24 protein-coding genes and 1 pseudogene are annotated in these 23,944 nt (G+C 56.9%); 8 read left to right on the top strand and 17 right to left on the bottom strand.

Annotation, left to right across the window (positions count from 1 at the left end; translation table 11 throughout):
- Complete coding sequence (locus AC1Q6D_RS04425; protein ID WP_103404976.1) at window positions 1-1,023, top strand: proline racemase family protein; 1,023 nt, start codon at window positions 1-3, stop codon at window positions 1,021-1,023.
- Window positions 1,024-1,094: 71 nt separating this feature from the next.
- A complete protein-coding gene (locus AC1Q6D_RS04420) occupies window positions 1,095-1,799 on the top strand; it encodes a GntR family transcriptional regulator (protein WP_052193580.1) in 705 nt (234 codons plus the stop codon).
- 19 nt (window positions 1,800-1,818) lie between these two features.
- Here the strand turns inward: AC1Q6D_RS04420 and AC1Q6D_RS04415 are convergent, their stop codons facing one another.
- The 8 genes from AC1Q6D_RS04415 to pcaQ all read right to left on the bottom strand — a co-directional run bounded on the left by AC1Q6D_RS04415 (window position 1,819) and on the right by pcaQ (window position 8,633).
- Window positions 1,819-2,109: a hypothetical protein gene (locus AC1Q6D_RS04415; protein ID WP_047530334.1), complete on the bottom strand. Its 291-nt coding sequence runs from the start codon at window positions 2,107-2,109 to the stop codon at window positions 1,819-1,821.
- A 173-nt stretch (window positions 2,110-2,282) separates the two neighbouring features.
- Entirely contained in the window at window positions 2,283-2,681 is a 399-nt protein-coding gene (locus tag AC1Q6D_RS04410) for a hypothetical protein (RefSeq protein ID WP_103405032.1), read from the bottom strand.
- A 210-nt stretch (window positions 2,682-2,891) separates the two neighbouring features.
- Complete coding sequence (locus AC1Q6D_RS04405) at window positions 2,892-3,797, bottom strand: LysR family transcriptional regulator (RefSeq protein ID WP_103404975.1); 906 nt, start codon at window positions 3,795-3,797, stop codon at window positions 2,892-2,894.
- Between the two features lie 6 nt (window positions 3,798-3,803).
- Complete coding sequence (locus tag AC1Q6D_RS04400) at window positions 3,804-5,006, bottom strand: low temperature requirement protein A (protein WP_103404974.1); 1,203 nt, start codon at window positions 5,004-5,006, stop codon at window positions 3,804-3,806.
- A gap of 72 nt (window positions 5,007-5,078) precedes the next feature.
- A complete protein-coding gene (locus tag AC1Q6D_RS04395; protein ID WP_103404973.1) occupies window positions 5,079-5,852 on the bottom strand; it encodes an SDR family oxidoreductase in 774 nt (257 codons plus the stop codon).
- 389 nt (window positions 5,853-6,241) lie between these two features.
- Entirely contained in the window at window positions 6,242-6,844 is a 603-nt protein-coding gene (gene pcaG, locus AC1Q6D_RS04390) for a protocatechuate 3,4-dioxygenase subunit alpha (protein ID WP_103404972.1), read from the bottom strand.
- 12 nt (window positions 6,845-6,856) lie between these two features.
- Window positions 6,857-7,576, bottom strand: a complete 720-nt coding sequence (gene pcaH, locus AC1Q6D_RS04385; RefSeq protein ID WP_047530324.1) for a protocatechuate 3,4-dioxygenase subunit beta — start codon at window positions 7,574-7,576, stop codon at window positions 6,857-6,859.
- 127 nt (window positions 7,577-7,703) lie between these two features.
- Window positions 7,704-8,633 (bottom strand): pca operon transcription factor PcaQ, encoded by a 930-nt coding sequence (gene pcaQ / locus AC1Q6D_RS04380; RefSeq protein WP_047530322.1) that lies wholly within the window; start codon window positions 8,631-8,633, stop codon window positions 7,704-7,706.
- A 121-nt stretch (window positions 8,634-8,754) separates the two neighbouring features.
- Here pcaQ and AC1Q6D_RS04375 point away from each other — a divergent pair.
- The 5 genes and pseudogenes from AC1Q6D_RS04375 to AC1Q6D_RS04355 form a co-directional block, all read left to right on the top strand.
- Window positions 8,755-8,886, top strand: a pseudogene (locus tag AC1Q6D_RS04375) (creatininase family protein); the annotation flags it as partial.
- Between the two features lie 490 nt (window positions 8,887-9,376).
- A complete protein-coding gene (locus AC1Q6D_RS04370) occupies window positions 9,377-10,477 on the top strand; it encodes an acyltransferase family protein (RefSeq protein ID WP_158249398.1) in 1,101 nt (366 codons plus the stop codon).
- Window positions 10,478-10,716: 239 nt separating this feature from the next.
- Window positions 10,717-11,226 (top strand): TIR domain-containing protein, encoded by a 510-nt coding sequence (locus AC1Q6D_RS04365; protein WP_103404970.1) that lies wholly within the window; start codon window positions 10,717-10,719, stop codon window positions 11,224-11,226.
- 225 nt (window positions 11,227-11,451) lie between these two features.
- Window positions 11,452-12,078, top strand: coding sequence for a macro domain-containing protein (locus tag AC1Q6D_RS04360; RefSeq protein WP_146041506.1), 627 nt, complete (start codon window positions 11,452-11,454; stop codon window positions 12,076-12,078).
- Entirely contained in the window at window positions 12,075-12,515 is a 441-nt protein-coding gene (locus AC1Q6D_RS04355) for an HIT family protein (protein ID WP_103404968.1), read from the top strand. Before AC1Q6D_RS04360 ends, AC1Q6D_RS04355 begins: the two co-directional genes overlap by 4 nt.
- A gap of 615 nt (window positions 12,516-13,130) precedes the next feature.
- Here AC1Q6D_RS04355 and AC1Q6D_RS04350 read toward each other — a convergent pair.
- The 3 genes from AC1Q6D_RS04350 to AC1Q6D_RS04340 form a co-directional block, all read right to left on the bottom strand.
- A complete protein-coding gene (locus AC1Q6D_RS04350; RefSeq protein WP_103404966.1) occupies window positions 13,131-13,550 on the bottom strand; it encodes a hypothetical protein in 420 nt (139 codons plus the stop codon).
- A 298-nt stretch (window positions 13,551-13,848) separates the two neighbouring features.
- Window positions 13,849-14,421 (bottom strand): TIR domain-containing protein, encoded by a 573-nt coding sequence (locus AC1Q6D_RS04345; protein WP_256590292.1) that lies wholly within the window; start codon window positions 14,419-14,421, stop codon window positions 13,849-13,851.
- Window positions 14,422-15,079: 658 nt separating this feature from the next.
- Window positions 15,080-15,811, bottom strand: a complete 732-nt coding sequence (locus tag AC1Q6D_RS04340) for a CPBP family intramembrane glutamic endopeptidase (RefSeq protein ID WP_103404964.1) — start codon at window positions 15,809-15,811, stop codon at window positions 15,080-15,082.
- 680 nt (window positions 15,812-16,491) lie between these two features.
- Here AC1Q6D_RS04340 and AC1Q6D_RS04335 point away from each other — a divergent pair.
- Window positions 16,492-18,774: a heavy metal translocating P-type ATPase gene (locus AC1Q6D_RS04335; RefSeq protein ID WP_103404963.1), complete on the top strand. Its 2,283-nt coding sequence runs from the start codon at window positions 16,492-16,494 to the stop codon at window positions 18,772-18,774.
- 297 nt (window positions 18,775-19,071) lie between these two features.
- On the opposite strand, the gene AC1Q6D_RS04330 is transcribed toward AC1Q6D_RS04335, so the two are convergent.
- From AC1Q6D_RS04330 to AC1Q6D_RS04305, 6 genes are all read right to left on the bottom strand, one after another.
- On the bottom strand, window positions 19,072-19,359 hold the full coding sequence (locus AC1Q6D_RS04330; protein ID WP_047530301.1) for a cyd operon YbgE family protein: 288 nt from the start codon (window positions 19,357-19,359) through the stop codon (window positions 19,072-19,074).
- Window positions 19,356-19,478: a cytochrome bd-I oxidase subunit CydX gene (cydX, locus tag AC1Q6D_RS04325; RefSeq protein ID WP_047530299.1), complete on the bottom strand. Its 123-nt coding sequence runs from the start codon at window positions 19,476-19,478 to the stop codon at window positions 19,356-19,358. Before cydX ends, AC1Q6D_RS04330 begins: the two co-directional genes overlap by 4 nt.
- 23 nt (window positions 19,479-19,501) lie before the next feature.
- Window positions 19,502-20,638: a cytochrome d ubiquinol oxidase subunit II gene (gene cydB, locus AC1Q6D_RS04320; RefSeq protein ID WP_103404962.1), complete on the bottom strand. Its 1,137-nt coding sequence runs from the start codon at window positions 20,636-20,638 to the stop codon at window positions 19,502-19,504.
- Entirely contained in the window at window positions 20,631-22,202 is a 1,572-nt protein-coding gene (locus tag AC1Q6D_RS04315; RefSeq protein ID WP_103404961.1) for a cytochrome ubiquinol oxidase subunit I, read from the bottom strand. Before AC1Q6D_RS04315 ends, cydB begins: the two co-directional genes overlap by 8 nt.
- Window positions 22,199-22,375, bottom strand: a complete 177-nt coding sequence (gene cydP / locus AC1Q6D_RS04310) for a cytochrome oxidase putative small subunit CydP (protein WP_047530293.1) — start codon at window positions 22,373-22,375, stop codon at window positions 22,199-22,201. Before cydP ends, AC1Q6D_RS04315 begins: the two co-directional genes overlap by 4 nt.
- Before the next feature lie 180 nt (window positions 22,376-22,555).
- Window positions 22,556-23,881: a sigma-54 interaction domain-containing protein gene (locus AC1Q6D_RS04305; RefSeq protein WP_458960005.1), complete on the bottom strand. Its 1,326-nt coding sequence runs from the start codon at window positions 23,879-23,881 to the stop codon at window positions 22,556-22,558.
- Window positions 23,882-23,944 lie beyond the last annotated feature (63 nt).

Raw genomic sequence — 23,944 nt, 5'->3', positions numbered from 1 at the left:
ATGCGCTGGAAAAAGACGCTGCAATTGGCTGATGTGCATTGTGAAGGCGAGATCGGCAAGGTCATCACCGGCGGAGTCATCGATATCCCCGGCAAGACCATGCTCGACAAGATGAACTACATCAACGAAGTCGACGACAGCTTGCGGCGCCTGGTGATCCTGGAGCCGCGCGGTTGCCTGCAGATGTCGGTGAACCTGCTGTTGCCGCCGACCCGGCCCGAAGCCCAGGCCGGTTTTATCGTGCTACAGGCGGACAAGGCGCACCCGATGTCTGGCAGCAACTGTATCTGCGTGGTCACCGCCCTGCTGGAGCTGGGGATGCTGGAGATGGTCGAGCCCGTGACCACGGTGGTGCTCGACACTCCGGCGGGCCTGGTGACCGCCCGTGCCCGGTGCACGGACGGGCGCTGTCAGAGCGTTTCGCTGGATATGGTGCCGTCCTTTGTCGAGCAACTGGATGTGCCGATCGAGACCGCGGACTTTGGTGTGATCAAGGCCGACATTGCCTTCGGTGGTGTCTACTACGCGCTGGTGGACGTTGACCAGATCGGCCTCAGCATTACCCCCGAGAATGCCCGTGAACTGGCCACTCAAGGCGTGCGCCTCAAAGGCCTGATCAATCAGCAGGTGAAGGTGAGCCACCCGTTGTTCAAGGCGCTCGACGAGGTGGCGTATGTGATGTTCCGCCACCGCGTGGACCGACTCACCTACCAGACCTGTACCACGCTGCCTCCGGGGCGGGTCGACCGCTCGCCCTGTGGCACGGGCAGTTCGGCGAACCTGGCGACCTTGAGCGCACGCCATCTGGTCGAAGTGGGGGATGCACTCACCTCGCGCTCGACCATTGGTGGTGAGTTTCAGGTCGAGCTGCTGGGGCTGACGACTGTGGGCGGTAAACCGGCGGTGTTGCCCAGGGTCACCGGGCGGGCCTGGATCTATGGGCTGCACCAGATCGGCCTCGATCCCGACGACCCGTTGGCGGCCGGTTTTATGCTGAGTGATACCTGGGGTGAGGGTTTCTAACTATCCCCGGGCGAATGTTAAAGTTGCGGGCTGGCCGGATGACTGGCCTGCATTGTCGAGAGCATGACCCTATGAGCAAAGAAACGACTGAAGCGACCAGTGGTGCCAAACGCCATGGCGGTCGCTACATTTACGAAGAATTGCGCAAGCAGATCCTGACGCTGAAGCTCAAGCCGGGCGTGCCGCTGGACGAGGTGTCCCTGGCCGCCCAGTTCGGCCTTTCCCGCTCGCCGGTGCGTGATGCGCTTGCCCGTCTGATCAGCGAAGGCCTGGTCACCATCCTGCCGAACCGCACGCTGTTGGTGACCCCCTTCGAAATCGAAGAATTCCCCAACTACATTTCTGCCCTGGACCTGATCCAGCGCGCGGTGACCCGCCTGGCGGCCCTGCACCGTACCGATGAAGACCTGGTGCGTATCCGCGCCGCCGACGCGGCCTATCTGGATGCCGTCAGTGCCGGGGACTTTCAGGCGATGTCCGAAACCAACAAGGCATTGCACATGGCGATTGCCGAGGCCGGGAAGAACCCGTATTTCATCAGTTACTACGAGAAGCTGTTGGGCGAAGGTCAGCGCCTGCTGCACCTGCACTTCGACTACATCGTCAGTACGGCCAGCGCCCCCATCGGCCGCGACCATGATGAAATCGTCGATGCCATACAGGCGCGTAATGCTGACGAAGCAGAAAAGGCCGCGCACGAGCATACGATGCTGTTCCAGCGACGCTTCCTGGCGTACCTGCAACAGAACTTGACCGCGAAGATGTCGGTGGGTTGAGACCTACTGGAAGGGCGCGTTATTTGATCTGCACAATGACCGGCCCTTCCGTCACGATCGGCGGGTTCGCGCGGATATTCGAGGCGTTTTTCTGAATCCAGTCACGCGCGACTTTCAAGCTTGCATCGGTGCTGGCCTTGTCCGTGCAGACGGTCACCGCAGTACCGCCATCGCCGGTATTGAGCAGGGTGTAGCTGACGAGGCCAGGCACTGTCCGAAGGGTCGCTTCGACGTCGGCGCTACGCTCTTCCAAAAGCTCGAAAAGCTGCTTTGCTCCAGTCCCCAAGTAGGTTCTTATCACCGCGTACATAGTGGTCTCCCGGGGCTACTGCCTTGACGCCAATCCAGATCCGCTCGTAGCCGCTATCACTCAAGATTGAGTTCGTCCTGATGTATTCAGCTTAGCCAAACGCCGGCGACGAGCGAAATGCGACGACCATCGGCCAGTCTTGAGCCCTTGCGGACGGTCAGGGTGCCTTCGCACTAGCGCCGATAGTAACGGTGATCGGCCTCGTAACGGTGCCGCATGGCCCGATCCTCGTTACGCTCCCAATCACGACGGCGCTCAGCTTCCCGGCGGGCTTGCTCTCTGCGCCAATTTTCTCTGCGCCACTCGTCTCGGCGCCAATCGTCTCTACGATCGTGCCAGCGGTCGTCATGCCAGTCTCGGTCGTCATGGGCAAGCAACGGCCCTGACTGCTTGCCGGCCATACCGGCCAAGGTCGGCCAAGGGTTGTCGGCGGCGTGGACAGGTGGTTTAACGGCTGTGGCTTCAGGGGCGAAAACAGGGGTTGAGGTCTTCATCGGTGTGGCGGATGCCGAGCCCATTGCCGCGAACGCGAACAGACCGAAGAGCACCTTCCGTGGGACAAGGAATTTCATGAACGAAGACAACCTCTGATTGGCCATTGGACGTGTGGCCATCCGGCTGCGGTAAGCCAGCAGGGGGGGGGGCGTGCTTACCGAGTGGATGTGCCTATCCACATAGACCGATAAACAGGGAAAAGTTCGAGGGAACCGTTGCTGAAATAGCCACGGCCTCGCCCCTTTTGACCTTGAAGGCCAAGCGCTACCCCCACGGAACCGGGTGGCTCAAGCCTTCAGGTATGGCGCCATCAACGTGGTAAACCAATCGATGAAAGCGCCGAGCCGACGAGAGCGCTGACGCCGGTTCGGGTAAAGCACCGAGACGGTCATGGGCGCGGGACGGTAGGCGGCCATGACTTCCACCAGGTCGCCGCGTTCCAGCAAGTGCTGAACATCGAACAGCGGCACCTGAATCAGGCCAAGCCCTGCGCAGCACGCAGCGATGTAGCTTTCTGCGTTGTTGACCACCAGGCGCCCGGGCAGATCCAGCGAGTGTTCGACACCGTCGATGCAATACTCCCACGGTGCTTGCTGTGTGGTCCCACCGGCCATATAGCCGATACAGAGGTGCTTGTCTTGCAGGTCGGCGGGCTGTGCGGGGACACCAAATTCGGCCAGGTAGTCGGGGCTCGCGCAGTTGATCAGCAACACCTGACCCAAAGGCCTCACCACCAGGCTGCTGTTCTGTGGTGTCCCAAACCGAATCACGCAATCGACCCCCTCCAGCACCAGGTCTATTGCGCGATCAGTGGAGCCCAGACCCAGTTGCAGTCGCGGATAGTGCTTGAGAAATTCGGGTAGCGCCGGAATGAGCAAGCGTCTGGCAATGCGGTTCGGGACATCAACCTCGAGACGGCCCATGACCTGTTCTTGATGGCTCTGGAACAACTGGTCGATGTCATCGATATCCAGCAATACCTGACGCGCACGCAGCAACAACTGGGTGCCATCGGTGGTCAGCGACACCTTGCGCGTCGTACGGTGCAGCAGACGGGTGCCAGTGCTGGCCTCCAGTTGTTGAATGGCCGATGACACGGTCGCGCGCGGCAGCTTCAGCAACCGCGCGGCCTGAATGAAACTGCCCAGCTCTGCCACCTGAACAAAGATGCGGTATTGCTCGATTCTATCCATAGGTCTTCAATGCTCGATGACAGCGCCTGCCTGTTTCGCACGAAACCGGCGGACCACTCGCCATTCGACAAAACATACGATCAATAACACCAGCGTGGTCAGCGTGCCGACCATCAGCAGATCCGTGGCGTAGGCCAACGGCACGAGGGCCAGTAACAGGACCATGCCGGCGAGGTGGGACTTGGCGATCACCTGATACACCTCGCGTTTGTAGAGCAGGCTGGCGAACAGAAAGATCATCGGCCCCAGGACCAGGGTCACCACGTAGGCCGTGGTCAAGTGCTGGTCGGGGTGGGCCATCACCAAATCATTGCCGACTGCCGTAGCAATGATGCCAGCCACCAGAATCGCGTGGATGTAGTGGAAGTTGGCACCGGTGCGCCCAGGATCGCCGGAGACGGTGACACGGTGGATAGCGTCTTTGCTGGCAGTGCCGAAGTACAGCCACCACATTGCCAGAGTGCCCAGCAGAGTGGTCAGCAAACCGAGCAGCACGGGAATCCCCCAATGAGCGGTCTCCGCGAGAACGGCGCCGCTGGCCAGCAGCGTTTCACCCAGGGCGACGATCACAAACAACTGGCAACGCTCGGCCAGGTGTGCACCTTCGATGGTCCAGTCACTGGTGCGCGAGCGCCCCAGTCCCGGCAGGGCAAAGCCGAACATGGGCGACACGTACTCACATAGCACCGCGACCAACCACAGGCCAATACGCCATGGCCCCTCCAAAAACGCGCCGGTCAGCCAGAACGCAGCCGCTATCACCATCCAGCCGAGCATGCGCCGGAAGTTCGGTGCCAGCGGGTGTTCACTGGGCAAATGCAGAACGATATAGGCCGTACGCCCCACCTGGATCAGTACATAGGCCAGCGCAAACACCAGCCCTCGATCGCCAAACGCTTCGGGAATGCTGGCCGACATCAGCAACGCAGGAAACATGATGGCGAAGATCAGCCCGCGCACCCTGGGCATTTCCGGATTGAACCAGTTGGTGACCCAACAGGTGTACTGCCAGCCGAGCCATACGGCAAACCACATGATCAGCGTCTCCACCACCCCAAGCAGCGTCAGGTGGTGGAGCAGGCCATGGCTGAGTTGGGTCACGGCGAATACATACACCAGATCGAACAACAGCTCCTCGAACGTCACCCGTGCGTGGTGACCGTCACGATGGCGAAGCAGCGGGTGACCCGCAGACGAGTTGGCACTCATAATGACCCCATGGCCGGGTGGTTCAGGAAACTATCAGCGCGCTATCACGGGGTGCAACCGCTTTATCGCACGTCACTTGGTGGTATAGCCGCCATTGATCAGAATCGTCTGGCCCGTCACCCACCAGCCCTCACCGACCAGATTCCGAATGAACGGAACCACATCTTCAATATCGGTCAGGCCAGTGCGCGAGAACGGCGACAGCGCCGCAGCGCTCTTGTGATAGTTGACGGCATCCTCGCCCTCGGCGGGGTAGAAAAAGGGCGTGTCCATTGGGCCTGGCCCCACTGCAGTCACCGAAATGCCACGAGGTCCCAGCTCTTTTGCCGCCGCCCGAGTGAACTGTTCCACGGGCGCTTTGCTGCCGGCATACGCTGCATAGAACGGCGTGAATGCCCCGAGCAATGAGGTGACGATCGTGCAGATCTTGCCGTTGTCATTAAGATGCTTGCCGGCTTCCTTGATAAAAAAGAAAGCGGTCTTGGCGTTGACCGCCATCATCTCGTCGTACTCCGCCTCGGTGATCTCGGCCATCGGCTTCTTCAACACCTTGCCGACCGTGTTGATCGCAATATCCGGTCGTCCCACTGCCAGCACTGCATCGTTGAACAGCTTTTCCACGGCGCCGGCGGTGGTCAGGTCGGCCTGCAACGCCACGGCCTTGGCCCCAAGGGCTTCAATGGCGGCTACGGTGGCGTGCGCATCGGCCTCACTGGAAGGGCTGTTGTAATGCACGACCACTGCCTTGGCGCCATGCCCGGCCAGGTCGCGGGCGATCAACCCTCCGAGGTTCTTCGCGCCTCCGGCGATCAGTACGACTTTGCCGTTGATTGAATGATTCGGCATCGCAACGCTCCTTGAGCTGAGAAAGGTGTGACCCAGTCTAGAGCGGCGATCGGCAAAGATAAGCAGGGTCGGGCTGGATGCACTGTTCAGTATTGCCAGCCAATCACGACGTCATGCGGACACGCGTTCAACGATCAACCGTCAGGTTGCCTGTAAAGACCCATCAGGCACCCAATGCCGACAGCGTTGGCAATCGTGCGCCACGGTTGCCAACGGGCCTGAAAGTACAGGTACTTTGTTTCGCGCGATACTGAAATGAATGGCTCACATCGCTGGCTTCGAGAAGTCGCCATGGGCCGGTCGCTTTACCCTGCGTCGGGGGGCGGGTCTTGACGGGCACAGATAGCCTCCCGCAGAGGGGAGGCCGTTTCTACGCGGTGCCTGCGTCGTCAGAAGTCGAAGAACACGGTTTCCGCTTCACCTTGAACGTGAATGTCGAAGCGGTAGGCCAGCTTTCCGTCAACCGTGCAGCGCCTGGCAATCAGAGATTCGCGCCGCTGGGGTTGTTCGATCAGATTCAGTACGGGGTCCACGGCATTCGCCTGGGCTTCGTCGTCGAAGTACAGTCGGGTCTGCAAGTGGATGTTGATACCCCGGGCAAACAGCGACACGTTGATGTGCGAGGCCATGGCAACGCCCGCGGCGTTTTTCACCACGCCGGGTTTCACGGTGTTGATCGTCCATTCACCGACATCGGTCGTGGCGGTACGGCCAAAACAGTTGAACGGTTTTTCCAGGTCGTAAGCACTGTCATAGACGCCATCGTGATTGGCCTGCCAGAACTCCAGGAACGCGTCACGAATCAGGTGGCCGTTACCGTCATAAACGTGGCCCAGCAGTAAAATGTGCTCACCTGGCGCGCCAGGCTTGGCCATGTCGTTCCAGATTTCCTGTTCGCGCGGCGCATTGCCGGCAGCCTCCAGGGCCAGGCCGATGTGCACATAGGGGCCGGCTGTTTGCGATGGGGTTTCAGGCAGAAGTTGAACGGGCATACGCAGGCCTCCTCAGCGGTTTTCGAAGTGGGTCTTGCGCTGGCCGCGCAGGACGATATCAAAACGATAAGCCAGGCAATCCATCGGATTGGCCATGCTCATGTCCAGTCTGGCGATCAAGCTCTGCACCGCTTCATGATTCGAGATCGATTTGACGATCGGGCACATGGGGATCAGCGGATCACCTTCGAAATACAGCTGGGTAATCAACCGCGTCGCAATGGACGGGCCGCTGATGGAGACATGGATATGGGCTGGCCGCCAGTCGTTGGGGCCGTTGCGCCAAGGGTAGGGGCCAGGCTTGACGGTGCGGAAGCTGTAGTTGCCATCGCGGTCGGTCAGCGCACGGCCGACACCGCCGAAATTCGGGTCGAGCGGGGCCAGGTAGCTGTCCTTCTTGTGCCGGTAACGGCCACCGGCATTGGCTTGCCACATTTCCACCAGGGTATGGGGAATCGGCTTGCCGTGCTGATCACACACGCGACCGGCGACGATGATGCGTTCGCCAATGGGCAGGCCACCGTGATTGAAGTTCAACAGCAGATCGTTATCGTGCTGTCCCATTTTCAAATGGGAAAAATCCGGGCCGCTGGTTTCCGACAGGGATTGGGGAATGCTCACCAACGCCTGGCGCGGGGAGCGCAGGATCGACGTCTTGTAGTCGGGGGTCAGGGCTTTTGGATGCCAGTTACGGTCACGAATGACGAAGCGGCTGTCGTGCGCATCAGACATGTCGTTTTTCCTGTTGTTATGGTTGGACGGAGGCGGGCACTGCGTGGGCAGTGACTCGTGACCGCAGTTTCCCCCTGCGCGACCTGATGCAAAATTGAAAAAAACGACTCTATCCATATCCAAATGGTTATGGATATTGTCCTTCGCGATATTCCTGGCCGATCTCGCGCAGGGCTTCCACGCACCACTGCGCCGCTGGCGTCACGGGTAACGCAGGATTGGTGCACAGCCCCACCGAACCGCCCGGTTCGCGCATCCCCAGATCCAGCTCCACCAACTCACCTTGCCTCAAGTCCTGCCTGACCGCGTCATGGGGCGCCACCCAGATCGCCTGACTGCATTGCACGTAGCGCCGACTCAGGGCGACCGACAGGGTTTCCAGGCGCTGGCGCGACGGCGTTATCCCGTGCTGCACAAACAGGCTGTCGGCGAATTTGCGGATCGTCGTCCCCGCCGAGGGCAAGACCAGCGGGTAGTCTTCGAGATTTTTATGCCCCTGTGGAGCGGTGAGCGCCGGGTGACCGGCCCGCACCACCAGGGTCATTGACTCGCTGTAGAGATGCTCGAACGTCAGTCCGGAAATCAACGGGCTATCGGTCATTCGACCCACCACCAGATCGAGTTCGCCGACCCGCAATTGCGAGAGCAAATAGGCGCTAGGCCCGGTCATGACGCTGACCACCAAGGCAGGGTGCCGGTCATGCAGACGGCAGACCACTTCAGGAACCAGCAAGCTTTCAACGGTGGACAGCACGCCGAGCTGCACGGTAATCGGTTCATGCACACCGGAACGCAGACTGTTGACCCCCTCGCGCAGCGATTGCACGCTCGGCCCGGCGTAGCGCAGAAAGGCCGCACCGGCCTCGGTCAGCGTCGAGCCCTTTTTGCCCCGCTCAAACAGGGTGGCCTCCAGCAGGGTTTCCAGTTCCTTGAGGGTTTTGGAAAGCGCCGGCTGACTGATCGCCAGCTTGTCGGCAGCACGTGCCAGGCTGCCCTGGCGCGCCACTTCGAGAAAACACACCAGATGACGGAATTTGATTCGGGTATCGATGTTCAATCAGGTGTTCTGCCTTGGTGGTGTGATGCGGCTCGAACCGCAAGTGGACAAAGCTTATTGCAAAATGAATCGCTTGAACCAACGGTATGACAATCAAGCGTGAGTTACGGCCGACCGCGAGTCGGAAATTGCCGTGACTCAATGGGCGTACCCGACTCGATCAAGTCGGCCGGGTATTCGCCGCAGATCGCCGCGTGGGGCCCCATCGGCGAAGCGTAAGACTTGCGCGCGCCATCCGGATGGTCGCAGGGGGGGGGGGCGGCCCCGGCCCGGGTAACAGTTCGTGGTTTCACTTGCTCAACATCAGCAAGTCGACCAGCAACCCGGCAGGCATTTTCTGAGTGATTGAAAGTTATTGCGGACCGAGGGTTCGATAGCACTCGCCAATCGGCACTTAAATTAATGTATGCAACCGGGAGATTATTATTGGCCGGTTGTTGTCCGTCTCGAAGGGCAGTAATAGACCGAAAGTAGTCAACTAAATCGCGCCAGATCTTTGGCATTCTTTTGTTCTGGTTTGGGATAGATGTATCGGTCAGGAATAGAGGCAACGTGTGTGTCAGAGTTGGGTTGGTCTTGGGCCAGGATTGCGAATATGTAACATGTCTTTTTTTTCATGTTCAGCAGTCGCGTTGAGGCGCCGTCTACACTCAGTCCTTATCGGACACATCTACCACAACTGGCAAGTTTGCCAGGATGGTTATCGGGTCCTGCCACCGCGCACACATTCCGAGAGCCTTTCAATGAAACTGAATTACGCTCTGCTCAGGGACAATAACAATGCGGATTTGCTGCGCCTCGTCGCTGCATGTGCGGTCATCTGGGGGCATGCTTACGCTCTCGTTCCTGGGGCCGCGACGACAGAGCCTATCGGGGGTTTGCTTGGGTTTGACTATTCGGGATCGCTGGCCGTTGAGTTCTTCTTTTTCTTAAGCGGTATTCTTGTAACGAATAGCTGGATAAACAATAGTTCACCGCTTGATTTTATACTGGCACGGTTTTTTCGGGTGTTCCCAGCCATCCTGGTTAGTGCGGCCGCTTGCGTCTTATTGCTTGGACCGATGCTCACCACACTGCCGTTGAATAGTTATTTTGCTGACAGTACCGTTTTTTCAGAAATATTCCGGCACCCCTATATCCAATACTCATTGCCTGGTGTGTTTGAAAACAGCAACTTCCCGCTGACCAATGGATCTATTTGGACGATCCGGTATGAGCTTATTATGTACGCCATGTTGCTGGCTGCAGGACTCTGTGGGGTATTCCGTCATAGGCTCTTCGCGACGGTGGTTCTCATCGCAATTCTTGTGACTTCAATGTTTTTCCCGCAAGACATTCAACTGATTGGTCTGATGAACATAGACATTGGTGGGCGCCTCCCGGCCTTTTTTGCTTTTGGTGCTCTCCTTGCGCTTTATAAGGACCAGGCAAGTATCAATATCCGTGTGGTTTCCGGCTTAATCCTCTTCGCTTGGATATTTCGGCATGGATCGGCGTTCCAGTTTGTGTTTTATCCGGCATTTTTGATGACTGCGCTTTGGCTGATGACCACCGGTCCAATCAAGGCATTGCGGCTTCCAGGCGACTTTTCGTATGGTGTGTATGTCTTCGGATGGCCAATACAAAAGGTTATAGCCGCCGAATTCCCGAATTTCAGCATTCATGCAAATCAGGCTGTTACGATCGCCGTTTCTCTTGCGTTGGCCAGTATTTCCTGGTTCGTAATTGAAAAGCCCTGTATCCGATTTGGACGCCAGTTAGGTCGGTATTTTGCAGCGTATAACAGCAGTCGCGAAGCCAATTCAGAGGCGACGCTAGCGACTGAACGCAGGCCCAGCGAATAACGACTGGCATGTGAGTTGTCACTGCGCCAAGGGGGGGCTTCAGGGAGCATTCTCTGGGCGGAATGCTGGGGCGGATGTCTGATCCTGGCCGTTTTCAGCCGGTCGTGATGGTCAGCAACCGGCCAAAAGCAGACATTCGACTTCGTCCGGGCGAATTCAGGATCAACAAGAGCTGAAGTATTTGTCAGACTGTGATATTAAATTGTCTCCCTAGTAGCTGCAGCGTACATGGAGAGTTTATGAGCTATCGAAACAAGACATATGTGGCTTTTGCCAGTGAAGATATCGGTAAATACCGTATGATGGAGGCATGGAAAGCTAGCGAACACATAGAGTTCGATTTTTTTGACGCGCATGACCTTTTCATCGCTCGAGACACCAGTAAGCCAGAGACGATAAAGCGGAATCTGCGTGAGCGGATGAAAAATGCAAAACAGGTGGTGCTGCTGGGGAGCAAGGATGGAAAACGCAAGGGGAGCGACGGTGCGTCCTTCTTGGCTTACGAAATTGAAGTTATTATTGAGTTCAACCTTCCAGTAGTAGTGGTCAATCTGGATCAAGATAGAAATATTGACGAGAACTATATTCCCGTTCCACTGCTGACCAAAAAGTATTACACCCTCTCGGTTTCATATCAACCGAAAATTATAATGTATGCACTTAATAATTATGCTAGTTCCTTCGCAACTAGCGACAAGAAAGGACCATATCAATACAAGCCCGAAGTGTACAAAGAGTTGGGGTTGTAAGTGGCAATACTCCAGGATTTGAGGACTTGGCGTTTCTGGCGCCATTTCCTAATAATATCGTTTGCAGTTTTCGGAGGACTGTCGACCGTCCTACAAACGCTTAACGTGACCATCCCAACGTTCACAGTTTTCCAAGGCAGTCCTTTTTTGATCCTGACTGTTGCTATTTCTGTAATAGCAGGACTTATCTGGTCATGGCCTAGGCCAATAGCTCAAGACTACAGTGTGCCCAATACCAAGATAACCATCGTCAAGGGCAATATACTCGACGAGACGAAGCACATTGTTATCGGTACGAATGACACTTTCGACACTGAAACGCCAGTGATCATTTCCCAAGAAAGCTTACAGGGCCAAGCATTACAGAGACTGTACGGCGGCGACCTGAAAGAGCTTGACGCGACGCTAGCGAGCGCCTTGATAGGCAAACCGACGGTAGGAAGCATAAAAAAAAGTGGAAAGCAGCTGCAGTATGGAGTGGGTACAATTGCAACTGTCAAACAATCAGCGAGGTTGATTTTTTTTCTTGCCTACTGCGAAATGGACACCAACAACACGGCTCGCTCAACGCCCGATAAGGTATGGAAAAGCCTTCTTTTGCTGTGGGATGAAGTTTCTAAACATGCTAACGGGGGAGCTGTCTCAGTGCCCGTCATCGGCGGTGGGCAAGCCCGACTTTCCAGCATTGTCCCCGCACAGGATGCGATCCGCTTAACCATTCTTTCTTTTATGTTCGCATCTCGCAGTTCAAAAATTTGCGATGAGCTTCGAATTGTCGTCAGACCTGAAGATTACAAAAGGCTTGATCGACTAGAACTTCAATCCTTTTTATCATCACTGCGATCGTCATGAACAACGACTCAAGTATTGATCTTCCCGAAAATGATGGATGTCCGTTCTGCGCCTATCTTAGGGGGGAACGCCCGTACACGATTCTATCTCGGACGGCGGATACGGCCACTTTCGTGACGCGTGAGCAGAGAGGACACCCGCACCTACTCGTCTTACCGCTGAGGCATGTGCCATCCATACTCGAACTTACAGATTCTGAAGCTGCCGCTATCGCTGTTGAGGTGCGGAATGCGGCCAGGTTGATAAACCTAGCCTACTCTAAACCCGGAATCGCAGTGTGGCAGAACAATGGCGTTCCTGCCGGACAAGCAATCAGCCACGTCCATTTTCATGTCGCTGGTACTCTTAAGGGTGGAGGGACTGAGTTCGGACCAGTCAAAGAAATATCAGTTGAGCAAACTGATGAGATCGCGAAGAAACTCCTAGGAGTCTCGTAGACGCGTTCGCATCATGTTCTTCGGATGACTGGCGTTACTGTGGGCAACTCTGAGTCAGAACTCGATTGTTACGAACTAGAACGATGCGCGCTGAATATTGCTAGATAAATAAGCAACATTGGTTTTAGGTGAACCATTTTCTCGGATTCAGGGAAAGCCATCCTTTTTTTTGCGCTGGGGGACGATTGTGAAATCCGGAAAGCCATTTCTCATATTCTTCGTCCTTCGGTATCCATCCTTCTTTGTAGGATTGCTCAAAGTTCAATGTCGTTAAACGTGGGGGAGCTCCTCGCAATTTAGACTTATAGCGCTTATTAAGAGTTTTGCCGTGGACTTCCAAGTCCTCGCACAACTTGATACAGAAAAAAATTACGTCATCCGTATAGGAAGAGATTGCCTGTATGTATCCCATGTACTCTTGATTTGTGTGTCCACTTCCATACCTCAACCCAAGATACATATGCTCAAAGCTGGCCCCCTCGGGAAACTGCTTATTCTGGAATCTTTCAAGAAGCTCGTTTCGCTTGGTCAGAGCCCCATTCAGATTCGTAACCGCATCGGCGAGTGCGGTTACAGCTGGAATAGCTCTTCCCACAACAAGCAGGCGGCTTAAGATTATTTCCTGAAGAGAGCCCACAGGCGGAGATATTTTTTTAAAAACAATAAGTTAGGTGATAATTCAAAAGGTGTTTTTGCATCAATTTCGCCTTTTCGAATTTTCGTTTTGAATTCCAAGAAACGTTGTTGATCCTCATCATAAGAATCCTTCAAGTTCTTGACATGCTGCTTTTTAAGCGCCATTGCGACGTTAGTTGCGGCCATGGAGAGTGCTAGCGCAGAGTTTGTATGGTGAAACTCTTTTATACGTTCCTCTCTAAACTTCCCCTTCTCCGCGACGCGTTGCGCCGCTACTGCACCGGCAAAAGCCCCTGCTAAAGCCCCCACCAACGAAGTAGTAAAAGCAGAGTTCGCAAAGTCCTTTGTGCTCCCAACTAGTGAGGACAGTTCTGTGACTATCGAGGTAATGTCAGACATGTATTAATATCTCCATTGGAAGGTCATGTGTGAGGGGGGCGATCTAGCAGTGAAACAGCCAATAGGGCTATTTACCAGCCAAAGCTTATAGGCGGTAGCTGAGGCTCGATAAAGGCCGCAGCTATTCCGAAGCGGCCGTTCACCGGCAAACCTAGATCTAGGACAATCACTCCGAAAACGGCGTTACACGACTGGAAAGTATCGTCTCTGAACAGTGAAGAGACAGCAAATCCGGGTGTCGAAGCGCGTAGGGAAGCATAGTCAGTTCTCGGGAGGGTGATCAATCAAATAAAATTGACTAAATGTCGTTCATATCAACAGCGTAACCCGAATTCCGCAGTTCCTTTGCAACGGCGTAATGCCACGCACCATGATCGTCAAGCGAAACGTAAACAACGCCACTGATGTCGTTTGGAACTTCAACGTCGCCCTTGATCAAGGCGCAAACATTTTCGCGGCCGAGCTTTGAGATCATATATCCGTGTTCGAAAATAACATTCTGTCGCGCACGAAATTTCTGATCTTCTACACCAGCAATGCCGCCTTTGTCACAAGGTGTATATAAGATTAGGGCAAACCCTACGTTGGTGTGCTCTTCGATTTTTTCAATAATTGTTTTACCTGCGCTTACCTGCTCATGGAGAATTACAGCTTTAAATCCAAGTTTTTCGACAAAACGCGCAGCCTCGGTTTTTGCCAGGCTATCTCTTCCGTGAACGATGAAAACGCTTTTCTTTTCAGTTTGCTTCGGTTGTGACGCTTGAGTATTAGATTTTAGAATTTCACCTACTGATTTGAGCACGTCTTTTGTAATGTCTTTGACGTATTTTTCACTATTAACAACAGTAATCTGGGTATAGACAAAAAACACACCGGGCCCGACTGATCTTTGTGCAATTTCGGACAGTTCGCCTAAGGTTTGATCTGAGGTTTTATCTTTAGTAGGCGAATCTGATTATGCTCAACATATCTACCATTAATATAAATTCTCTTGTTTTCGGAGTACGGCCTAGCAATCAATTCGACTATTTCATCGAGATCTACACAATTTAATTCATAGCAGCGCTCATAATCGCCTTTCTTGTTCTTTTCACTGGTTTCTACGATTACGTGGTAGTACATAATGCGTCTCGCTTTTCGGTAAATAATCCATTAAAAACACCAGCCGCCACGCTTCTCGTCGTTCGAAGATGGCCGATATCTGCGTTGATCGAAACAGTACTACGCTGACGTGCGTGTAACAACAATCTTGTTAGATGTGCCGTTATCAAAGCGGATGGGGGTGTAATGACTGCAAAGGGCTGATGAGAGTCCTGTGGTCATTCAGGGCTGTTGAACATCGCCCATGTATAACAACGAGACCTATGTCGCTTCCGGAGTGTTTGCTTCGGAGAAAAATGAAAAGCAGAAAAGGGCGAAAGCTGCTGTGGCGTCCGCTTCTGGCCGATTCGTGACTGTTGCGAAGGGCTATTAGCGACCCTGAACCGCCAGTCTTCTGCGGGAGAACAGCGCTACCCGCCTGTCATCAATCACATGGGCGTGGCAATGAGTAATATTGCGGTCCCGTGTGCGGCTGTGGCGGCGTCTACCCCGTAGCGCATGCGGATGAAAGAACAGGTCAGGCCCTCAACCAGCGTGAACAATAAAATCGGCCAGCCAATCCGGGTGACGGTTAGCGCCAGGAACGAATGGCAGGCCGCGAAGGCGACAGCGCTGATCAGGGCTGCTCGCAGTGCAGAGGTATGGTGTTCGAGGTGACCTTGCAGGATGCCGCGAAACAGCACCTCTTCGAGCGCATTACCACCGAAAGCCAGCACGACCATGCTTGGCAGCCAAGGCCAATAACCCGCGATCCCGGCAGTATCGATTCCTTGATAAAGGCGCAGCGGAACGCCGATCGCCAACCCTGCCGCGATGCCCAGAGTGAGCCCGACAACCCGATTGCCCTGGCTCCAGGCGATGAGTTTCCATAGTTCTGGAGCGATCCTTGCCAGCGCGGCGACGACAGCCAGCGACAGCACGCCCAGTGTGGCCAAGACAAACGGATTCGAAATGAAGCTGATCTGCACGTCGCCACTCAGGGACCATAAGCGCAGCGGGGTCATCAGGTCGCGCATCAGGACGAAGCCAAGCAGCAGGATAACGATGCGCAAACCAAGCTGTGTCTTCGGCGTCAGACAGAACCAGAGGGCGAAGAGGCCAAGACCAGGAAGCAGGTAGGTGCCATAGTCGATGAGCAGCGAAAGTCCGTCTGCGATCATTTGGCTGTCCGCGAGTCTTGAAGTACATGCTGAGCCAACTCATTAAAGGCAGGCCGTGTGACCGGATCATTGGCCGTAACGGGCAACGTTGATGTCTCGCTCGCGCAGACCGCTGAGGTCATATGAGAAAGTGGCGAAGCGATCTTGCCTTTGTCGATGCGTTTGAACAGTGTGCCGAACATCCCCGTTCCCCCAGTGCTATCCATCGCAATATGTTTGAAAGAGGGAGAGTGCGGTACACGGGCCTGCGCGCGCAACAGTACCGCCAGTGGGCGATGGGGCTGGGAAGCCTGGTTGACGTTCAACGCGATCCGACCGGCAGCTTTTGGCCGATTCTGTTGAAAAATTGAATCATCCGAAACGGCCGTTTGCTACCTGTCACAAACGACAACAATCCCTCTTCCTCAATACTCTTCAACACAAGTTGTTTGTCGGATTCATTGAGTATTCGCTATGTTCACGCCGCCCAGCGCAGTCCGGCGACAAATAGAAATCTCCAGAAATCTGGCTACGACCAGCGGCAACCACGATGCGTTGTCAGTCACTCGATAACACCCCCCAGGCAAAAAAAGCGCGTCGGTCCCCTTGAATTAAAAAAAGCGATCGCTGCGAAGTCACTAGAATCAACGGGGCGCAGTGACTCGGCACGATGACGCATCCCTTTTGAGGAACCTACAACGATGTCCAACAAGTGGCTGGACCCTGCGCTATTGCTGCTGACTGCCCTGACACTGCTGGCGGGCGGCATTGCGCAGGTTGCTCAGAAGCCTGACTGGGCGGCGATGTGCTGGCTCTCCGGGAGCCTGGTCATGGCCGTGGTGCTGCTGGTGGAGATTGTCAGGCGCCTGGCCCGGCGCGAGGCCGGCGTGGACTTGATTGCGCTGTTGTCAATCGGCGCGGCCCTGGTGTTTGAGCAGATGCTGGTGGCGGCGGTCATTGCCTTGATGCTGGCTTCCGGGCGTACCCTCGAATTTTTCACCGCGCAACGCGCCGACCGCGAGCTGCGTGCACTGGTCGACCGGGCGCCGCGCTTTGCCTGGCTGCAGGAACCGAACGACTTGCGCCAGATACCGGTCGAGCAGATCCAGCCGGGTCAGACGCTGCTTGTACGCCTGGGGGAGGTGGTCCCCGTCGACGGCCGTCTGCTCAGCCCCACGGCAACGCTGGACGAGTCGGCGCTCAGCGGTGAGTCGTTGCCGGTCACCCGCCGGGAAGGCGAGGTGTTGCGCAGTGGTGTCGCCAATGCCGGCGCGCCGCTCCAGCTGTTGGCGACGCAGACGGCGGCGCAGAGTACTTACGCCGGTGTCGTGCGGCTGGCCGAGGCAGCACGGCGATCGCGCGCGCCTTTCGTGCGTCTGGCCGACCGTTACGCCTTGCTCTTCATTCCGCTGACGCTGCTCATGGCCGGGCTGGCCTGGCTATGGAGTGGAGACCCTCTACGGGCGCTGGCGGTTCTGGTGGTTGCCACGCCCTGTCCTTTGATCCTGGCGGTGCCGATCGCCATCATGTCCGGTATCTCCAGGGCAGCGCGGCGCGGCATTCTCATCAAGGACGGCGCCACTCTGGAAGCGCTGGCAGGGGCCAAACAGCTGTTTCTCGACAAGACTGGCACCTTGACCAGTGGTCACGCCCGCCTGCAGTCGGTTGAGGTCAATGGCCAGGTCGATCCACAGCACCTGCTGGGCCTGGCCGCTTCGCTGGCACAGGCCTCGGTGCACCCCATCTCCCAGGCCATCGTCGACGCAGCGCGCCAGCTCCGATTGCCGCTCAGCGCCCCGCAAGCGGTTGAAGAAAGCCCGGGCTCCGGGCTGTGTGGGCTGATTGAGGGGAAGCGAGTGCGTCTCGGCACGCTGTCTTTTGCTCATACCGAGGCCTCTGTCAGCGATTGGGCCACCGCGATGCTGCGCCAGATGGATTATTCGGCCTGCGGTGGAAGCTTCGTCGAAGTGGATGGGAACCTTGCCGGCCTGCTGGTTTTCTCGGACAGCCTGCGTCGGGAAACCCCACAAACCCTTCGCCGGCTGCGCAACAGCGGTATCGAACGAATTGTCATGCTCACGGGTGATCGCCTGGAAACGGCCGAAATGATTGCGTTGTCTGCCGGCATCGACGAACTGCGTGCCGGGTTGACCCCGGAGGACAAGGTGCGTGCCGTACAAGAGGGCTGTACGCGCGCCAGCACGCTGATGGTCGGTGACGGCATCAACGACGCGCCTGCGCTGGCGGCGGCCACCGTTGGTGTGGCCATGGGGGCCAGTGGTGCCACGGCCTCTGCGGAAGCGGCGGGTGTTGTGCTGTTGGTGGATCGCCTGGACCGTCTGGTCGAGGCACTGGAGATTGCCCGCCGTACCCGCCATATCGCGCTGCAAGGCGTGCTGGCCGGCATGGGACTGTCGCTGCTGGCGATGACGGTGGCCGCCCTCGGTTACCTGCCGCCACTCGCCGGCGCCGTGGTTCAGGAAGTCATCGACGTGTTCATCATCATTAATGCGTTGCGTGCGTTGGGGTCTTCGGCAGGACCGGGCCTGCGACGACTGGCCGGCGAGCACATTGATCGACTGCAGGACGAACACAGTCAACTCGCCACTGTGTTGAGTGATCTGCATCAACTGGCCGGCGATTTCGCCCGGCGCCCGCTTGAGCAGGCGCAGACCGATCTGCAGGAACTGGTCGACACACTGCAAGCCTCCCTGGCCAGCCATGAACGGGACGATGAAAACACTCTGTATCCGCTGCTGACCCTGAGCATGCCGGGCGAGGACCCCTTGTCGGCACTGAGCTATGGACACCGCGAGATTTTTCGCCACATCCATTTGCTGGCGCGCATGAGCAGCGACTTCAGTGCCGACCCGACCACGGTTCCCGCCGAAGAGATTCAGCATCAGTTAATTCGCCTGGATACCCTGGTGCAGTTGCACTTTGACCAGGAGGAGGAACTGTTCCGTTATCTGGACAGGCGCTGAAGGGGCTGGCGGGATACTGTTCAAGAGAGCGGCTAATCGTTGTTGCCTCTCCATTGATAGCGCATGCCCGGCTCACCTTGCGTGAGATAGGGAGGCACTGATGCGGCAGCAAGGGGGCGATCTCAAACGTGCCTGCCGATGCCGGCGGATTCGGAGCTCTTTCCGAAGTCCCGCCGGCTGCAGCATTTTTCGATTGGCTTTTGTGCGGTGCCCTCCACGGCACGGGAGTGAAGACAAGATCAACGTTCGGTTGTCTTGAGGCTCCGGCTCCTTGTGTGAAGGTTCAGCCGTCAGCCCTCAATGCAGAAACTTGACCCAGCCGGCCACTGCAAGTGCCGCAAAGCAGGTCCAGCCTGAGAACAGCCACCGCCAGACAAGCATCCGCGGGACAAAACCCACACCTCTCACAAAGGCCACGCTCATGGCGACGAACAATGCAGTCGCCAGCGCATGGTCAGGCTTCCCATCGGGGGAGACCATCATGGGAGGGTAGAGCGTACACGCGAGCATGATGACTAATGCGATAACCAAACTCGGCACTTGAATGTGTGAGGAGGGCGGGGGCGTCGCGACACCCGGCGTCATGACAGTGTCTCGTCATTGTCGCTCATGGCGCGGCCAGCTTCGTTCTCACCCCACATCGCATTCAATATGGCCAGTAGCAATGCGAAACCGACCCCCAGCATCCAGGCGAAATACCACATGTTTATTACTCCTATGCCGTCACTTAGTAGGCGGAATGTTCGTTGGCTTTGATTTGCGCGACGGTGACCTTGCCGCGCATGACGCGGTAAGCCCACGAGGTGTAAATCACGATCAGCGGCATGAAGATCAACGTGGCCCAGAACATGATGGCCAGGCTTAAATGACTGGAGACGCTGTCCCACACGGTCAGGCTGGCCGCAGGCACCGTTGACGACGGCATGACGAAGGGGAACATCGATACACCGGCGGTGCTGATCACCCCGATCACCGCGAGCGACGAAGCGACAAACGCGGCCAGTGTGCGGCGCATCAGCAGCAACAGCGCGGCACCGGCGGCGCCCGCCAAGCCAAGCGCCGGCAGCAGCCACAACACAGGATAATGACCATAGTTGGCCATCCAGGCGCCGGCTTCGCGTACCACGGTCTTGTTGAGAATGTCCGGCAGCCCGGCGATATCCACCACCGAGGTAATGCGATAGCCGTCGATCGATTGCAGCCAGACGCCGGCAATGACGAATGTGCACAGCAGCACCAGCGCCGCGCCAACCCCGCCCTTGATGGCACGGGACTGGATCACGCCTTCAGTGCGGTGCGCCAGATAAGTACCGCCTTGCAGGGTGATCATGGCACTGCTCACCACGCCGGTCAGCAGCGCGAAAGGGTTCAGCAGTTGCCAGAAACTCCCGGTGTAAGTCGATACCAGCATGTCGTTGAAGTGGAACGGTACGCCTTGCAACAAGTTACCGAACGCGATGCCGAACACCAGCGGCGGCACGGCCCCGCCGATGAACAGACCCCAGTCCCAGGTGCTGCGCCATTTGGCGTTGTGAATCTTGCTGCGATAGTCAAAACCCACCGGGCGGAAGAACAGCGCCCAGAGAACCAGAATCATCGCCCAGTAAAACCCGCTGAACGCGGTGGCATACACCACCGGCCACGCCGCAAACAGTGCGCCGCCGGCAGTGATGAACCACACCTGGTTGCCGTCCCAGTGCGGCCCGACGGTGTTGATCGCGACGCGTCGTTCCAGGTCCGTGCGGCCTACAAAGGGCAGCAAGGTGCCGACCCCCATGTCGTGGCCGTCCATGATGGCGAAGCCGATCAGCAGTACGCCGACCAGTGCCCACCAGATAATTTTCAGGGTGACGTAATCAAGCATGGTGGAGTTCCTTCAGGTTGGCATCGTGAGCATAACGGCCGGTTCCGAGGCTGCCGGGCCCTTGGCGGGCGAACTTGACCATCAGGAACATTTCAACCACCAGCAGCACGGTGTAGAAAGCGACGAAGCCTGCCAGCGAGCCATAGAGGTTATTGACGCTAAGGGTGGAGACACTCATGTGAGTGGGCAGCACGCCGTAGATGGTCCAGGGTTGACGGCCGTATTCAGCGACGAACCAGCCCAGCTCGCAGGCAATCCAGGGCGCAGGCAGCATGCAGAGCGCCCAACGCAGCAGCCAGCGGCGGCGTGTGCAGGCCGACTGCAAGGTGCTCCAGAAGGCCACCCCGAACAGCAGGAGCATGGCAAAACCAAGGGCGACCATGATCCGGAACCCCCAGAACATCGGCGTCACGCGCGGCACGGTATCGTTCACTGCCTTGTCGATAATAGCCGGCGTGGCCTGGTTGACATCCTCAACGTACTTTTTCAGCAGCAGGCCAAAGCCCAGGTCCGCCTTGTAGGCTTCGAAGGTCTCGAACGCCGCCTTATCGGTGCGATCGGCCCGCAGGGCTTCAAGCGCATTGACGGCGGTAATGCCACGCAGAATGCGCGCGCGGTTTTTCTCTTTGATGTCATGAATGCCAGGGATCTGCTTGCTGACCGAGCGCGTGCCGATCAAGCCCATCACCCACGGCACGTCGACTTCCCAGTTATTTCTGGACTCGGCTTCATTGATGCTGGCCAGCAAGGTCAGGCCTGCCGGTGCGGGTTTGGTTTCCCACATGGCTTCCATGGCCGCCAGCTTGGTTTGCTGCGCCTCACCCACCGTGTAACCCGACTCATCCCCCAGCACGATGACGCTGAGCACGGAGGCCAGGCCGAAAGCCGCCGCCACCCGAAAACTGCGCTTGGCGAACTCGACATCACGACGCTTGAGCAAGTACCAGCTGGAAATCGACAACACGAACATCGAACCGGTGACATAACCGGCGGACACCGTGTGCACAAACTTGGCCTGGGCCACCGGGTTGAACACCACCGCCCAGAAATCGACCATCTCCATGCGCATGGTGATGTAGCTGAACTCTGAACCCACCGGGTTCTGCATCCAGCCATTGGCGATCAGAATCCACAGCGCCGAGAGGTTGGTACCGATGGCCATCAGCAGCGTGACCAGCAAGTGGTGCTCTTTCTTCAGGCGATCCCAGCCAAAGAAGAACAGGCCGATCATGGTCGATTCAAGAAAGAACGCCATCAGGCCTTCAATGGCCAGCGGCGCGCCGAAGATATCGCCCACGTAGTGCGAGTAATACGCCCAGTTGGTACCGAACTGAAATTCCAGGGTGATACCGGTTGTCACCCCCAGGGCGAAGTTGATGCCGAACAGCTTGCCCCAGAAGCGCGTCATGTCTTTCCAGATGACATTGCCGGTCATCACATAGACACTTTCCATGATGACCAACAGCCACACCATGCCAACCGTGAGCGGTACGAAAAGAAAGTGGTAAAGCGCAGTGGCTGCGAACTGCAGCCGAGACAAATCTACCAGGTGTTCTGAAATCACTTGCTTGCCCCTTGAGTCGAGGTGGGTACACCGAAACGGTTGCCGATAATGTTCGGGTCGACACTGACGTGCGAATCCCGGATGAACAGCCACCACAGCACTGTCAGCACCAGTAGTTTGATCACTACTGCCGTGAGCAGATGGCGTCGAAGTCGTTTGTCGGAAATGGTCATGACTTGCAGTTAGCACACGGCATGCCAAGGGGAGGGCGTCTGTTTTTATCGTTTAAAAACAGTTACTTAGTGATCATGGTGAGCTGGTGCGGCAGGCGTTGGCGGGTAAACGCGCTGCCAACCTGCCAGGGTGGCAGCGATTGGCAGTCGTTGGCAGTCGTGGGGCGCGAGTGCGATTGGTCAGGCCAAACCTTGTTCTTTCAGTCGTCTGTACAGCGTACGTTCGCTGATGCCCATGTGCCTGGCCAGTTCACTGCGGGTGCCTTTGAAGGTCGCCAGTGTCTGTGCCAGCGAGCTGCCGTCGAAAGGCGTTGAAGCGGGGGGCTGAGGAGATATCGCCACGGATGCCTGGGGTAAATGTGTGGAGCGGATCACTCCATCGTCAGCGAACAGACTGGCTCTTTCCAGCACATTGCGTAATTCGCGGATATTGCCGGGCCAGGAATGGCGCTGCAGTTGTGTCAGAGCCTCCGCCTCTATTGTCAGCCGGCGCTTGCCGGTACCGGCACGTTGTAGAAATGAATTGGCAAGCAAACCGATGTCTTCAACCCGGTTGCGCAAGGGGGGCAACTGAATCGGAAAGGCGCTGATGCGGTAGTACAGGTCCTGCCTGAACTCACCGTTCTCCATCATTTTTTCCAGGGGTTTGTGGGTCGCGGCAATTAACCTGAAGTTGGCGTGAAGGGTCTCGACACTGCCGACACGGCGATAGGTGCCCGATTCGATCAGGCGCAACAGTTTCACCTGCATGGCCAGTGGAACATCCCCAATCTCATCGAGAAACAAGGTGCCGCCCTGGGCCGTTTCAACCAGTCCGGGCTTGCGCGTGGTGGCCCCGGTGAATGCCCCTTTTTCATGGCCGAACAGTTCGCTCTCAAACAACGTTTCGGGCAATCCCGAGCAGTCGACGACGACGAAGGGGCCCGTGGCCCGGTCGCTGTTTTCATGTACGGCGCGGGCGAACAGCTCTTTGCCCGTACCGGACTCGCCCAGCAGCAGTACCGGTAGCATGGATGGGGCCACCCGCTGCAACTCGGACAAGGCAAGGTTAAAAGCCGGTGAGCGACCAACCAGGCCTTCATTGCTGGGTCGCGCGGAGGCGCTGCGTACCAGCGTGAGACGCTCCACATAGGCCGTGATGACGCCGTGCTCGTCCAGAATCGGGCGCAGTTCGACGTCGACGTGCTCTGGGCCGCGAGGCGTGTGGTGAATGTGCAAGACACGATCCGGTCCGCGCATTTCCTGGGCCTTTTTCATCGGACAGTTCTCACCCGCCTGATCACAAGGAACGTCGTAGTGGTGTGAGATTTGATAGCACTTATGGCCGATAAAGGGCTTGTCAGCGCTGCCAAACTGCCGCTGATAGGCCGTGTTGGCAGCCAGGATGTTGTAGTTAGGATCGAGCACGATCATCGGCTGTGGTTCGTGCTCAAGAAACGAAACCAGTGACTGCACTTGATCCGAGTGCGGGAGTGGGTGGGTTGGGGTGGGCAAGAAAGTCTTCATCGTGGCTCCTGAGAATCCATCCATCCTGTTGTGGCACTGCCACCTCTGTCAACAGGCACTGCC

The sequence above is a fragment of the Pseudomonas sp. MT92 genome (genome assembly GCF_058792515.1).
The sequence above is the reverse complement of the archived record's forward strand: the minus strand, read 5'-3'. Positions and strand labels throughout refer to the sequence as shown.

What these genes read in the sequence shown, in the direction of transcription:
- AC1Q6D_RS04425 (WP_103404976.1), top strand. Translation starts at nt 1, where the DNA reads ATGCGCTGGAAAAAGACGCTGCAATTGGCTGATGTGCATTGTGAAGGC.
- AC1Q6D_RS04420 (WP_052193580.1), top strand. Translation starts at nt 1,095, where the DNA reads ATGAGCAAAGAAACGACTGAAGCGACCAGTGGTGCCAAACGCCATGGC.
- AC1Q6D_RS04415 (WP_047530334.1), bottom strand. Translation starts at nt 2,109, where the DNA reads ATGTACGCGGTGATAAGAACCTACTTGGGGACTGGAGCAAAGCAGCTT.
- AC1Q6D_RS04410 (WP_103405032.1), bottom strand. Translation starts at nt 2,681, where the DNA reads ATGAAATTCCTTGTCCCACGGAAGGTGCTCTTCGGTCTGTTCGCGTTC.
- AC1Q6D_RS04405 (WP_103404975.1), bottom strand. Translation starts at nt 3,797, where the DNA reads ATGGATAGAATCGAGCAATACCGCATCTTTGTTCAGGTGGCAGAGCTG.
- AC1Q6D_RS04400 (WP_103404974.1), bottom strand. Translation starts at nt 5,006, where the DNA reads ATGAGTGCCAACTCGTCTGCGGGTCACCCGCTGCTTCGCCATCGTGAC.
- AC1Q6D_RS04395 (WP_103404973.1), bottom strand. Translation starts at nt 5,852, where the DNA reads ATGCCGAATCATTCAATCAACGGCAAAGTCGTACTGATCGCCGGAGGC.
- pcaG (WP_103404972.1), bottom strand. Translation starts at nt 6,844, where the DNA reads ATGCCCGTTCAACTTCTGCCTGAAACCCCATCGCAAACAGCCGGCCCC.
- pcaH (WP_047530324.1), bottom strand. Translation starts at nt 7,576, where the DNA reads ATGTCTGATGCGCACGACAGCCGCTTCGTCATTCGTGACCGTAACTGG.
- AC1Q6D_RS04370 (WP_158249398.1), top strand. Translation starts at nt 9,377, where the DNA reads ATGAAACTGAATTACGCTCTGCTCAGGGACAATAACAATGCGGATTTG.
- AC1Q6D_RS04365 (WP_103404970.1), top strand. Translation starts at nt 10,717, where the DNA reads ATGAGCTATCGAAACAAGACATATGTGGCTTTTGCCAGTGAAGATATC.
- AC1Q6D_RS04355 (WP_103404968.1), top strand. Translation starts at nt 12,075, where the DNA reads ATGAACAACGACTCAAGTATTGATCTTCCCGAAAATGATGGATGTCCG.
- AC1Q6D_RS04350 (WP_103404966.1), bottom strand. Translation starts at nt 13,550, where the DNA reads ATGTCTGACATTACCTCGATAGTCACAGAACTGTCCTCACTAGTTGGG.
- AC1Q6D_RS04340 (WP_103404964.1), bottom strand. Translation starts at nt 15,811, where the DNA reads ATGATCGCAGACGGACTTTCGCTGCTCATCGACTATGGCACCTACCTG.
- AC1Q6D_RS04335 (WP_103404963.1), top strand. Translation starts at nt 16,492, where the DNA reads ATGTCCAACAAGTGGCTGGACCCTGCGCTATTGCTGCTGACTGCCCTG.
- AC1Q6D_RS04330 (WP_047530301.1), bottom strand. Translation starts at nt 19,359, where the DNA reads ATGACGCCGGGTGTCGCGACGCCCCCGCCCTCCTCACACATTCAAGTG.
- cydX (WP_047530299.1), bottom strand. Translation starts at nt 19,478, where the DNA reads ATGTGGTATTTCGCCTGGATGCTGGGGGTCGGTTTCGCATTGCTACTG.
- cydB (WP_103404962.1), bottom strand. Translation starts at nt 20,638, where the DNA reads ATGCTTGATTACGTCACCCTGAAAATTATCTGGTGGGCACTGGTCGGC.
- cydP (WP_047530293.1), bottom strand. Translation starts at nt 22,375, where the DNA reads ATGACCATTTCCGACAAACGACTTCGACGCCATCTGCTCACGGCAGTA.
- AC1Q6D_RS04305 (WP_458960005.1), bottom strand. Translation starts at nt 23,881, where the DNA reads ATGAAGACTTTCTTGCCCACCCCAACCCACCCACTCCCGCACTCGGAT.